General features: G+C 55.5%; 11 protein-coding genes. All 11 read right to left on the reverse strand.

Annotated features, from left to right (window positions below):
- Nucleotides 1-509: hypothetical protein (locus tag VLH40_03170; protein HSV31009.1), on the reverse strand; the 509-nt coding region annotated here is incomplete at its 3' end.
- Between the two features lie 69 nt (nucleotides 510-578).
- Nucleotides 579-1,352 carry a TIGR00282 family metallophosphoesterase gene (locus VLH40_03175; protein HSV31010.1) on the reverse strand — a complete coding sequence of 258 codons (774 nt, stop codon included), beginning with the start codon at nucleotides 1,350-1,352 and terminating at the stop codon, nucleotides 579-581.
- 17 nt (nucleotides 1,353-1,369) lie between these two features.
- On the reverse strand, nucleotides 1,370-2,899 hold the full coding sequence (rny, locus tag VLH40_03180) for a ribonuclease Y (GenBank protein ID HSV31011.1): 1,530 nt from the start codon (nucleotides 2,897-2,899) through the stop codon (nucleotides 1,370-1,372).
- Nucleotides 2,900-2,982: 83 nt separating this feature from the next.
- Complete coding sequence (locus VLH40_03185; GenBank protein HSV31012.1) at nucleotides 2,983-3,471, reverse strand: RecX family transcriptional regulator; 489 nt, start codon at nucleotides 3,469-3,471, stop codon at nucleotides 2,983-2,985.
- 1 nt (nucleotide 3,472) lies between these two features.
- Nucleotides 3,473-4,483, reverse strand: coding sequence for a recombinase RecA (recA, locus tag VLH40_03190; GenBank protein ID HSV31013.1), 1,011 nt, complete (start codon nucleotides 4,481-4,483; stop codon nucleotides 3,473-3,475).
- A gap of 114 nt (nucleotides 4,484-4,597) precedes the next feature.
- Nucleotides 4,598-5,206: an RNA 2',3'-cyclic phosphodiesterase gene (gene thpR / locus VLH40_03195; protein ID HSV31014.1), complete on the reverse strand. Its 609-nt coding sequence runs from the start codon at nucleotides 5,204-5,206 to the stop codon at nucleotides 4,598-4,600.
- A complete protein-coding gene (locus tag VLH40_03200) occupies nucleotides 5,206-6,471 on the reverse strand; it encodes a CinA family nicotinamide mononucleotide deamidase-related protein (GenBank protein HSV31015.1) in 1,266 nt (421 codons plus the stop codon). The genes thpR and VLH40_03200 overlap by 1 nt, the downstream gene beginning before the upstream one ends.
- Nucleotides 6,468-7,811 carry a 30S ribosomal protein S12 methylthiotransferase RimO gene (rimO, locus tag VLH40_03205; GenBank protein HSV31016.1) on the reverse strand — a complete coding sequence of 448 codons (1,344 nt, stop codon included), beginning with the start codon at nucleotides 7,809-7,811 and terminating at the stop codon, nucleotides 6,468-6,470. Before rimO ends, VLH40_03200 begins: the two co-directional genes overlap by 4 nt.
- Nucleotides 7,808-8,593 (reverse strand): helix-turn-helix domain-containing protein, encoded by a 786-nt coding sequence (locus tag VLH40_03210; protein HSV31017.1) that lies wholly within the window; start codon nucleotides 8,591-8,593, stop codon nucleotides 7,808-7,810. The genes rimO and VLH40_03210 overlap by 4 nt, the downstream gene beginning before the upstream one ends.
- 5 nt (nucleotides 8,594-8,598) lie before the next feature.
- Entirely contained in the window at nucleotides 8,599-10,815 is a 2,217-nt protein-coding gene (locus tag VLH40_03215; GenBank protein HSV31018.1) for a DNA translocase FtsK 4TM domain-containing protein, read from the reverse strand.
- A 20-nt stretch (nucleotides 10,816-10,835) separates the two neighbouring features.
- A partial coding sequence (locus VLH40_03220) for a polyribonucleotide nucleotidyltransferase (GenBank protein ID HSV31019.1) occupies nucleotides 10,836-12,620 on the reverse strand: 1,785 nt, incomplete at its 5' end.

Below are 12,620 nucleotides of genomic sequence, written 5' to 3' on the forward strand. Positions count from 1 at the left end.
TCCTGTCTGATGAGGTTGAGGGACTTGCTGGTCTGGCGGCCGGTGGTGTAGGGCACGACACAGTAGCTACAGAAATTGTCACAGCCATAGGTGACGGGAAGAAAGGTGGACAGCCCGGGTTTACGCCGGTAACCCGGTTCCCGGAAAGGATCCGTCGCTGCTGCGTTGAAGCTCAGAACAGGTGCCCGTCGCCCCTCGCTTTCCCGGATCAGGCGAGGAATATCGTCGATATTCCGGGTTCCGGCGACCACCCGCACCGCGGGTACCCGGCGGACCAACTCTTCCCGAATAAGCTCTGCAAGGCAGCCGAAAACGACAACCACCGGCAGGTCTCCTCCCCGGTAGCCGGCAATGTAGCCATTGATGACACTGATTGCCTTGTGTACGGCATGATCCCGTACCGCACAGGTATTAAAAAGAAGAAGGTCAGCCCGCTCCCCGGGGGGAGCTTCCCGGTACCCCGCCTTCTGAAGTAGAAAAGCCAGGTGTTCGGACCGACTTTTATTCATCTGGCACCCGAAGGTGTGCAGAAGATACTGCATGGTATCACATCCGTAAAAAACAGGTTGAGAAAATCGCTACCCCCGGCTCACCCGGAAAATGTCATTGGCTCTGCCGCTAGCTGGGTCAATATCCACCACGATGCCGTTCAAGCGAAGGTTGTCCTTAGCCACGGCATTTTTTACCGGCATGCCGGTCAGGAAGCGGTTAAGTATGATCTCCACTTCGACCCCGATAACCGAATCGTGAGCCCCGGTCATCCCGATATCGGTGATGTAAGCCGTCCCGTTGGGAAAGATCCGTTCATCAGCGGTGGCTACGTGGGTATGGGTCCCGAACAGGCAGGAGACCTGGCCGTCCAGGAACCACCCCATCGCCATTTTTTCCGAAGTCGCCTCGGCATGAAAATCGACCAGGATAATCCGGGTGCTCCGCCGAAGGTGTGTCAATTCTTGCTCAATGCGTTGAAAGGGACAATCCAGCGCCCCCATGAACACCCGACCGCTGGCGTTGATCACCGCCCAAGGCGCAACGGGATCACTAATGAGCACAAAGCCTTCCCCCGGCACCCCGGGCGGGTAATTCAAGGGCCGGAGGAGACGGCGCTGGGTCGGCAGGTATTCGATGATCTCCTTTTTATCCCAAACATGGTTGCCGGTGGTAATCACGTCTACCCCGCAGGCAAACAATTCTTCACTGACTTCCGGGGTGATTCCCAACCCACCGGCCGCATTCTCTCCATTGACGATCGTCGCATCGATCCTCAATTCCTCGCGGAGTTCCGCGAGGTAATGGCTCACCAGTTTCCGGCCCGGCTTGCCGACCACGTCTCCAATCACGAGAAACCGCAAGGGCGTTCCTCCTCCAGCTATTTTGCGTATTCAACCGCCCTGGTCTCCCGGATGACCGTCACTTTGATCTGTCCGGGGTATTCGAGTTCTTTCTCAACCCTTTTGACGATATCGTGGGCGAGTTTGACCGCCTGAATATCGTCAATTTTCTCCGGTTTGACCAAAATCCGGACTTCCCGGCCAGCCTGAATGGCATATGATTTTTCCACGCCATCGAAATCGTTGGCGATTTTTTCCAGGTTTTCCAACCGTCGGATATAGGATTCCAAGCCTTCCCGCCGGGCACCGGGCCGGGAGGCCGAAACCGCGTCGGCGGCTTGTATCAAGACCGCCTCGATCGTCTGCGGATCGATATCGTTGTGGTGGGCTTCGATCGCATGGACGATCTCCCACCTTTCTCCAAACCGCGCAGCGATCTCTGCGCCGATCCGGGCATGAGGTCCTTCCGCCTCGTGGTTCTGGGCCTTGCCAATATCGTGGAGCAGTCCGGCCCGCCGTGCGAGCGTCGGGCTCATTCTCAATTCCGTGGCCATCATCCCGGCGAAAAAGGCCACTTCCTTAGAATGCTGGAGGACATTCTGCCCGAAACTGGTGCGATAGACCAGTTTCCCCAGGAATTTGACCAAGTCCGGGTTCACGTTCTTGATGCCGGTGTCGAAGAGGGCCTGTTCTCCTTCCTGCATGACTCGCTCCTCGACCTGGATCCGGGCCTTTTCAATCAGTTCTTCAATCCGGGCCGGATGAATCCGGCCGTCCCCGATCAGCCTCTCCAGCGAGAGACGGGCGATTTCCCGGCGGATCGGATCAAAAGAGGAGATAATCACCGCCTCGGGAGTATCGTCGATTATCAGGTCCACCCCGGTCATCATCTCGAAAGTGCGGATGTTCCGGCCTTCCCGGCCGATGATCCGGCCTTTCATATCGTCACTGGGCAATGAAACCACGGATACGGTATTTTCCGCGGTGAAATCGGCGGCGTAACGCTGGATGGAATTAACCACGATTTCACGGGCCAACTTTTCCGATTCCTTGCGGGCCCGCTCCTCCGCATCCCTGATCCGCATCCCGATTTCAAACTGCAAGTTTTTTTCTACTCGGTCCAGAATTTCCACCCGGGCCGCTTCGTGAGTCAATCCGGCGATCCGGACCAGTTCCTGTTCCTGAATTTCTTTCAGTCGGAGGATCTCGTTACGGGTTTTTTCGTTGTTTTCCTGGAGCCGGGCAAGCGATTCCTCCTTCTTTTCGATCTGTTCCGTCCGGCGCTCACTGAGTTCTTCCCGGCGCAGCAAGCGGTTTTCCAACCCCTGCAACTCTCTCCGGGTATCGCGTATCTCTTCTTCCAGCAATTGTTTATCCCGCAAAATTTCTTCCTTCGCGGCCAACAGGGCTTCCGTTTTTATCGCTTCCGCCTGAAAGGAAGCATCTTTTAACATCTTCTCGACTGTATTCCGGGTTTCTTCGGTACATCGCTGCATCAGAAGGTTCTTGTAGTAGAAACCCACCGCGAGACCGGCCAAAACACCGATGATAAGATAGACTATGGCCATGTCTTCCATTCACCCCTTATTCAGTTAGCAACGTGCCATGTACAGTTCAGGTTAACGTATTCCAGGCACCCACTATTCCTCCGTCAAGAATAGTCTGACGGCCCACAGGCGTGGTACCGTGACCAAGCCAACTCGATCGCCTCCGCGGAAAACCCGCGGCGCAGGAGTCGTCCGGTCAGACGATAGCGCACTTTTTCGCTCATTTCTTCCGGGAGGGATTGGGCCCAGCCCGTGAAGAGCCGGTAGGCATCCTCAACTTCCCGGTCTAACGGGTAGTATTTTTCCCGAAACCGTTCCAACCTGCTTCGGGAAATTCCCCGCCGCAACAGTTCCCCGTAGAGGGCATGGTATCCTCGGGGTCTGAAGCGCCGGCGGTCCTCTACATAACGTACGATGAACATCCGGTCGTCAATATACCCGTCGCGTTCGAAATCGTGGAAGGCGGCGTGGATCTCCCTCTCGGAAAACCCCTCTTTTTTCAGTCGATCGCTGAGTTCCTTCCGAGTGAACATTTTCTGTCCCAACAGCCAGGCAGTCAGTTCGTGGGGAGTAAAACGCCGCTTCTTCTCCATCTCAATTCATGGCCAACTGGGGGGATACCTCCATTTTTTCCAGGGCGGCAATCAGGATTTTCTCGGCCACATCCTGATTTTCCCGAAGATATGCCCGGACATTGTCCCGGCCCTGGCCCAGTCGGAATTCCTCAAAGGAATACCAACTCCCCGATTTTTTCAAGACTTTGGTATCTTCAGCCAGATTCACGATCTCTCCCTCCTGGGATATACCTTCACCATAGAAGAGTTCGATCTCCACTTCCTTGAAAGGCGAGGCCACCTTGTTCTTCACTACTTTCAGACGGGTTTTGGACCCGACGATTTGATCGTTTCCATCCCTGATAAAATCCCTTTTCCGAACATCGATTCTAACGCTGGCGTAAAACTTCAACGCTCTTCCCCCGGGAGTAGTTTCCGAGGGGCCAAACATGACTCCGATTTTCTCCCGAAGTTGGTTGACGAAAATCGCTACCGTCCGAGTCTTGCTGATATAGCCGGTCAGTTTGCGCAGGGCTTGAGACATCAAACGGGCCTGCAGGCCGATCGTCTGGTCACCGATACTCCCTTCCAATTCCACCCGGGGTACCAGGGCCGCCACCGAATCGAGAACCACCACGTCGACCCCACCGCTCCTGACCAAGGTGTCAACGATATCGAGGGCCTCTTCGGCGGTATCCGGTTGAGAGATCAGGAGTTTGTCGAATTGAACCCCAATTTTCCCGACATAGTGCGGATCCAAAGCATGCTCGGCGTCGACGAAAGCCGCGATTCCGCCATGTTTCTGGGCCTGGGCGATGGAGTGTAAGGCGATCGTCGTCTTGCCGGATCCTTCCGGACCGAAAATTTCCACCACCCGGCCGCGGGGAAGTCCACCGACCCCTAACGCGATATTGAGAAGCACGGAACCGGTCTTGATCACCTCAACGTTTTCGAGCAAATTGTCCCGGTTCAAAAACATGATAGATCCTTTACCATACTTTTTCTCAATCATACCGATGGCCTGTTGGACCATCTCGTCTTTTTCGTTCACACTGCTCACCTCAATTCACTCTGGAACTACAGACCGCAGGTGTTTAACGTTTCAGGTTTTTTAGGTAATACCCATGCAAGTTTTTGTTTTATCTAAAAACCTAACAGCTTACGCCTAATAGCCTGTTTTTCCGCCTGTTTTTCCGCCTGTTTTTCCGCCTGCTTTTCCCAGCCTTGCTTCGCTCCATACCCGGTAGACCGGACCTTGGGGGGTGAGGGTGCTTTGGTAAAACGCAAGCCGGTCGATCGTAGTTGCATAGGAGGTGGAAAGCTGGATTTGACGGATGTCGATCGCCTGAGGGGTGGAAAACCGTCCCAGGGTGACGTGAGCGCGGAAGGAGCGTTCTTCCCGTTCAAACCCCAGGGTTCCCAGGCTTTGTTCCAGGCGGGCAGCCAGGTTCCTGAGCACCGCAGACGCGTTCGAGTCAATCCCCAGCCACAGCACCCGGGCCCGCCGGGAGGAAGGAAACACTCCCAGGCCTTCCAGGCGCAGAGGAAATGGCCGGGTGGTTCCGGACAGGGAATTTAGAAGGTCTCGGATTTTGGATACGCTATCCTCGGAAAATCCCGCAAAGAAACGTAAGGTAATATGGACCCGTCCCGGGTCCACCCATCTGGTGTTGGAAAAATGATTCCGCCGGTCCTGGATCGTTTGATGGATAAAGTCTACAGCTTGGGGCGAGAGGTTGGCGGCGATGAAAGCCCGAAAGCATCGCTCAGACATCAGTCGGTTCCTCCCCGTCCCGCCCGGCTCTCCAGGAGGGCGGAAAAAAGCATGCTCAGGGCGTACTGGGTGGCCAGGCGTTTGACGATCTGACGTTCCCCGGGAAATTGAAAACGTTCCACGGTGGTTGCCTGCGGGCCTGCACAGGCGACATAGACTAAGCCCACCGGTTTTTGGGAAGTACCGCCGTGTGGACCGGCGATCCCGGTAAGACCCAGACCGAATGCCACCCCGGCTTTCCGGCGCACCGATTCGGCAAGGGCGATGGCCACTTCCCGACTCACCGCGCCTTGGGTGATGAGTAGTTCCTCCGGAACGGCGAGATCTTCACGTTTAGCTAAGTTGCTGTAGGCCACATAGCCGCGGTCAAAATAGCACGAACTCCCGGAAACCGCAGTCAATCGGTCGCTCAACATCCCGCCGGTGCAGGATTCGGCCACCGCCACTCGGTAATTCAGGCGGCTCAACAGCGTCCCCACCGCTTCCTCGGTGGTTTCTCCGTAGAGGGAAAAACAGTGTCGGGGTAGCTGGTTTTCAAGGGTTGCGAGGATTTCTTCCGCTTGGCCTCGCGCCGATCTATCGGGTGCATCTCCATAGAGATAGAACCAGACTTCTCCAAAATTCGGGAGAAAGGCCGGCTTGAGGGAACCGGGAAGATCGGCAAGATGGGGAGCGATCCGTTCCTCGAGGGACGATTCTCCAATGCCACAAAATCGGAGAATCCGGGAACGGAAATAGAGGAGCTCTTCGGGAGTAATAGAACAGCGGATAGTCTCCCAGAAATACTCCACTTCGGCCGGGACGCCGGGAATGACGAAAATCGTCTGGTGATTGTGTTTTAGAGCAAAACCCGGCGCCGTTCCCCGGCCGTTGGGAAGGATGCGAGCGCCTTCCGGGAACATGGCCTGCTTGCGGTTATTGGGAGGCGGCCCGGCCCGGCGCAGTGAATGGTAAAACGCTTCGATCTCAGTCCAGCTCGCCCTATCGAAAGCCAAGGGCCGGCCGATGGTTTCCGAAATGGCCTCACGAGTGATGTCGTCTTCAGTTGGTCCCAGACCGCCGGTCAGAATCACCAGGGTAATTGCCGGATCGGAAAGGACAAACTCCAGGGTCCGGCGAATCTCATTCCGGTCATCTGGGACGAACAGGACCAATCTGGTCGAAACCCCACCTTCCAACAATCGTTCGGTAAGGAACCGGGCATTACGGTCCTTGACCAGACCAGTGACCAGTTCAGTTCCCACGCATATCACGACCGCCTTCATGAAATCACCCCCGCCAACTCGAAACGTCCTCCGCGAGTGATGGTCACGGGCACAACAGCACCGGGGCGCAATTCTGTACGGCCGCGGCTGTCCACCATAACCCGGCAGTCCACTTCCGGCGCATCCCCATAGGTTCTGCCGGTCAGGACCCGGCTCCGGCGGTTCCTGGTTCTCCGGAGTCGAGCCGAATCCAAAATCACCGAGAGGGTCTTCCCAACCAGACTCTGATGATATTCTTCCATCAACTGGTGCTGAGTTTCCAGCAAGAGGCGGTAGCGTTCCCGGGCGACTCCCGGGGGGACCTTAGGTAAGAGTGCCGCCGAAGGAGCCTCGGCTTGCTCAGAGTAACAAAACGCACCCAAGCGCTCGAAACGAAGCACGGTAACAAAATCCAGGAGAGATTGAAAAGCAGCGTCATCCTCTCCCGGGAAACCGAGCAGGAATGTGGTGCGGACAACCAATCCCGGAAGTGCTTTCCGGGCACGGATAATCCGGTCGCGTATCTCGACAGGATTATCGAATCGCCCCATCCGGCGCAAAATGCCCGGATCAGCATGTTGCAGAGGAATATCAAGAAAAGGAACAACCTGGGGCACGGTGGCCATCGTGGCGATGAGCCGGTCATCCAAGCTTTCCGGTGAAAGATAGAGCAGTCGCAACCAGCGGTCCCGGGGCATGACCCGGCCCAAAGACAGGAGAAGATCGGGGAGGAAACGCCGGGCATAGCGGTCTAGACCATACGCCCCCAGATCCTGGGCCAAGAGAATGATCTCCCGTATCCCCCGGTTACACAGGTTCTTTACTTCCCCGACGACCGACTCGATCGTCCGGCTGCGCAGCGGTCCCCGGATGCGGGGTATGATACAGAAAGTGCAGCGGTTCGCACACCCCTCCGCTATTTTGACATAAGCGTAGTGCTCCGGCGTAGACAGGACCCGCTCGGTCCGTTCATTGTAGAGAAAAGGAGGCGAGTCCACCCAAATGCCTGGGTGGTCCTGTTCGATAATCTCCACTATCCGGGGAAAATCGTTGATCCCAATCCAAAAGTCAACAAAGGGAAATTCCCGGGATGCCGCAGTGTGGAAGCGCTGGGGGTAGCACCCTATCACCAAGACTCGTTTGTGCGGGCTGGAGCGCCGAATGGCGGAAATTTTCTCGATCCATCCCCGGCTTTCCGCACAGGCCTCATCCTGAAAGGCGCAGGTGTTGAGGATGATCCAGTCTGCCTTTTCCGGAGACTCGACCGCAGTATAACCTCTGGCAAAGAGCTTTCCCAGCACCACTTCAGAATCGACCCGGTTTTTATCACAACCGAGAGTGACGAAGGATATCGTTTTCATGGGCGGAAAAGCCTGGTGAAGGCCTCTCCTCCCTCAGCCAGCAAACCTTCTTCCTGTTCATTCAAAACCAGGCGGACCCGGTCGCCGTCCCGACCGCTCAGCTCGAGCAAGGAATGCGACCGTAGCACGTATTCCTTCCCTGGGATCAGGATTCCGGTAAAGATATTTCGTCCAGCGGATCGCACTTCTAACCAAGCCAGGTCTTCCGGAATCAAGCGCAAATTCAGAACGAATACCTCCGGTTCCGGTGCCAAGATCTCCTCTTCTTCCGGAAGGGTCGGTGGGCTCACGGTGGGAGTAACCGCGACGATATCAGGGGTTGGCGTAACAGGAATCTGCTGCCCAATGAAAAACTGTCCCCGGCCGGTAATCAATAAGAAGAAAAAACCGATAAAAAAAACCGTGGCTACCACCAGACCGGTGAGCAGTTTGCGAAACATTTGTGAGCGAGCTTTTTTGACTGCTTTTTTGACTGTTTTTTTGACTACAGGTTTTCTTGTAACCCGCTCCGGGTCCCGGCGATCCGGGGGTTTAAAAATTAGGTCTTTTTTAAACCGCTCGACCAAGCCGGCTTCATCGAGTTGTAAAAACTTGCTGTATATTTTCAAGTATCCGAGGGCGTAGGATGATCCAGGGATATCTTTCCATTTTTCTTCCTCCAGTGCTTCCAGGTGTTTGCGCAGAACAAATGTCCTGGTTTCCACTTCCTGGAGGGAAAGACCTTTTTCTTCCCGGGCACGCTTCAGCGTTTCTCCGATACCGATTCTTCCTTCCTCATTCATCTAACTTAATCTCCTTTGTTCACCATAACTTTCCGTGGCTTACTCCCCTCATACGGTCCAACGACGCCGTCCCGCTCCATCTTTTCAATCAACCGGGCAGCCCGGTTGAATCCGATGCGCAGGCGTCTTTGGAGAAGCGAGGTCGATGCCTTACCGTTTTCCACCACGATGGAGATCGCTTCCCGATACAGTTCTTCCTCTTCCTCTAGATCATCTTCGACGTCGTCTTTCAGAATAAATTCCATGGGGTAATTGATCTCCCCGGAATTGCTCAACCAGTGTTCCACAACCCGCTTGGTTTCCGACGTACTCAAGTAGGCCCCCTGGCCCCGGATGGCTTTGTTGATCCCCACCGGGGAAAAAAGAAGATCGCCATTGCCCAGCAGTTTTTCTGCACCGACCCCATCAAGAATCGTTTTTGAATCCGCCTGGGACGAAACTGCGAAGGCCAACCGCGAGGGAAAATTGGCCTTGATCAAACCGGTAATGACGTCCACCGACGGCCGTTGGGTAGCCAACAGGAGGTGGATGCCAACCGCGCGGGCCATTTGGGCCAACCGGCAGATATAGGCTTCCACGTCGGCGGGTGCGGTCATCATCAGGTCCGCCAATTCGTCGATCACCACCACCACGTAAGGTAATCGTTCATTTTCCTCAACCAGGGCGTTGTATTCCTCGATGTTCCGGGTCGAGAGGTCGGACAGGAGATGGTACCGGGAATCCATTTCCCGGCACATCCACTTCAGGAATTTGACCACCCACCGAACCTCGGAGATGACCGGCGCACAAAGGTGGGGAAGATCGGTATACAGGGAAAGCTCCACTTTTTTTGGATCGATCAGGGCGATCCGGAGCTGATTCGGATCGGCCCGAAAGAGAAAGCTGGCCAGGATCGAGTTGATACAAACACTTTTCCCGGATCCCGTCGCTCCGGCAATCAAAAGGTGAGGAGCATTTTTCATATCCCAGGCGAGCAGTTTTCCGGTTACGTCTTTCCCCAGAGCCATCAGGAGGGGAGAGGGATTCCTCTGAAAAACCTTGCTTTCCACCAGTTCTCGGAAAGAAACGATCTCCTTGTGCTCGTTGGGAATCTCGATCCCGACCGCCGACTTTCCCGGAATCGGGGCCTCAATTCGGACCGCGGCAGCGGCAAAAGACAAAGCGATGTCGTTGGACAAACTGGTGATTTTGTTCACCTTCACACCCGGGGCGGGCTGGAACTCGTAGCGGGTGATCGTCGGTCCCACCATCACGTTGACCACTTTCCCGGCGACACTGAATTCAGACAGCGTCTGTTCCAGGCGTAAAATACCATGTTGAACTTCCGTCGGGCTCACCCGTTGAGTCCGCGAAGCGTATTCGTCCAGAAGTCCGGTCTCGGGAAGCGTCCATCGTGACCGGACATTACCGGGCTTCTTCCCGGAAAGCGCCCCTTTACGTCGCGGCCTATTACCCCGCGGAGCCTTAGCGCTTTGCCGGCCGCCCGACCCTGACTGCACCACCAGATCATCCGGATTGAAACTGTCGTCGCAGACCTCGGACAGGGTTTCACCGGTCTCCATCTCATACACTTTCGGCCCCCTACCCGCCTCCGGGATCTCCTTCGGAGTGAAGGTTACATCTTCCGGCCAGTACTTCTGTAGCGATTCGGGCGGTTTATGTCGAAGAACTCGGCGGGGCTCGGGGGTCAGCTCCCTCTCGTCTTTCTTCCGGATAAAAGGGACAGCTGCCAAAGTGTCCCGCATCCGTCCAACCAATCCGAACAGGGAACGGACCCAACGCCCTTCCCCGATGGCAAAGGTACCCAGAAACGCCAGTAGAAACAGGAATAAAAGCATCCCACTGTCTCCCAAATAATAGGACAGCAGGCGGTACAAACCTTCACCGGTGAGACCGGCAAAGGCCCCGGTTTCGAGGTAGAATCCGGACGCATAGGCCCTCCACTGGCTGAGGGTAAGAAAAATGAAAAACCAACTGGTCAAACCAGCGAGTCTTCCAATCGACCGGAATTTGCCGGTTCGGGAAAAGCGGGCGATCTCATAGGCGAGACAGAATAGGAGAAACGGTACGGCATAAGCCCCGACACCGAACCCCCTGAGGAGAGTATTTCCAACCATTTTTCCGAAAATACCCACATCAAACGATGCCAGGGCTAAAAGCGCATAGAGCGCAAAAAGGATAATAATGGAAACACTAAGGACCGTAATTGGCTTACCGGGCATAATGTCCAATAAAGGACCATTTACCTCCCCTTGGGGGAATGAGGTCGCCCGCGGTCTCTCTCCCGGCCCCGGCGCTCCTGGGACGAGGTGTTTCCCATCGAGCCCGCGTCCAGACCCGTATTTGATGTCGCTTCTTTATGACTCAGGCTGATTTTGCCCATGGCGTCGATACCGACTACTTTGACCAGCAGATTGTCACCAACATTCACGACATCTTCCACTTTGCGAATCCGCTCTCTGGAGAACTGAGAAATATGGCACAGACCGTCACGGCCGGGGAATATCTCCACAAACGCTCCAAAGTCGGTGATTCTCACCACTTTACCCAGATAGACTTTTCCAATCTCGACTTCCTGGGTGATCGACTTGATCAACTCAATGGCTTTTTCTTTCCCCTCGTTTGTTCGGGAAAACACGATGATCCGGCCGTCGTCCTGAATATCGATATCCGCTCCGGTTTCTTCGACGATCTTTTTGATGACTTTTCCACCGGGACCGATCACCGCTCCGATCTTGTCCGGGTTGATTTCTATAATAGCAATTTTCGGAGCGTAACTGGAGAGTGCGCTGCGAGGTTTATCGATGACCGAGTTCATGATTTCGAGAATCTGCGCCCGCCCTTCCCGGGCTTCGGCAAGGGCGTCCCGGAATAGATCCAGTTCAAGACCGGTGTTTTTGACATCCAACTGGATAGCGGTGATCCCCCGACTACTTCCCGCCACTTTAAAGTCCATCTCACCGTAATGATCTTCCGAACCCAGGATGTCCCGCAGGAGCACCCGCCTGTTCCCGGAACGGATCAGACCGATCGACAGGCCGGCGCAGGCCTTCTTAACCGGAACTCCGGCATCCATGAGCGACAGGCTGGAGCCGCACACAGAGGCCATGGAAGAGGATCCGTTCGATTCAAGGATTTCGGAGACCACCCGGATAGTATACGGAAAGTTCTCTTCCGGGGGAATGAAGTATTCCAGGGCCCGCTCCGCCAGCGCGCCGTGACCGACTTCCCGACGGCCCGGCCCGCGCATCGGCCGGACTTCACCGACACTGAAAGACGGAAAGTTGTAGTGGAGCATAAATCGCCTGGCTTCCTCGTCCTGAAGACCATCGACCTTCTGCTCTTCGCTGGAAGCCCCCAGGGTGGTGATAACCAATGACTGGGTCTGACCCCGGGTAAACAGGGCCGAGCCATGAGTGCGGGGCAGCACCCCAACCTCACAGGATACCGGCCGGATTTCCCCGGGGGTCCGGCCGTCCTGCCGGCGCCCGCTGTCGATCACCAGGTCCCGGATTTTTTCTTTGACGATCTTTTCCCAGCTCGGGACAAAACCACCGGTCTTTTCAAATTTTTCCCGCACTTCCTGCTGGGCTTGCTTTTCCAGTAACCTCATTTCCACCTGGCGTTCGGACTTCCCGGAGATGGCCACGGTTTCATCGATGCGCCGTCCATAGTTCTCCCGCAGGTATTGTTCGATTTCATACAGGAACGGCGGTGGCTGGATCACTTTTTTAGGGAGACCGAACTTCGTGATTAGTTCTTTTTGAGCTCCGATAACGGTCAAGACCTGTTCATAGCCAATGTGCAGGGCTTCCATGACCTCATCTTCGCTCACTTCCTTCGCTACGGCCTCAATCATGGTGATACCCGTCTCGGTTCCAGAAATGACCAAGTCCAACTGGCTCTCGCTCACTTCCTGGAGGGTTGGATTAACCACGTACCGGTCACCGATCAGGGCTATTCGACAGGCACCGAGCGGTCCTTCAAACGGCGCTTCTGAGAGGCCAAGGGCCAGCGATGCACCGAC

The organism is Atribacteraceae bacterium, assembly GCA_035477455.1.
Taxonomy (GTDB): domain Bacteria; phylum Atribacterota; class Atribacteria; order Atribacterales; family Atribacteraceae; genus DATIKP01.

Bases quoted from the DNA above. Each gene is read 5' to 3' on its own strand.
- rny (HSV31011.1), bottom strand. From the start codon at position 2,899: ATGGCCATAGTCTATCTTATCATCGGTGTTTTGGCCGGTCTCGCGGTG.
- rimO (HSV31016.1), bottom strand. From the start codon at position 7,811: ATGAAAACGATATCCTTCGTCACTCTCGGTTGTGATAAAAACCGGGTC.
- VLH40_03215 (HSV31018.1), bottom strand. From the start codon at position 10,815: ATGCCCGGTAAGCCAATTACGGTCCTTAGTGTTTCCATTATTATCCTT.
- VLH40_03210 (HSV31017.1), bottom strand. From the start codon at position 8,593: ATGAATGAGGAAGGAAGAATCGGTATCGGAGAAACGCTGAAGCGTGCC.
- VLH40_03185 (HSV31012.1), bottom strand. From the start codon at position 3,471: ATGGAGAAGAAGCGGCGTTTTACTCCCCACGAACTGACTGCCTGGCTG.
- thpR (HSV31014.1), bottom strand. From the start codon at position 5,206: ATGTCTGAGCGATGCTTTCGGGCTTTCATCGCCGCCAACCTCTCGCCC.
- VLH40_03200 (HSV31015.1), bottom strand. From the start codon at position 6,471: ATGAAGGCGGTCGTGATATGCGTGGGAACTGAACTGGTCACTGGTCTG.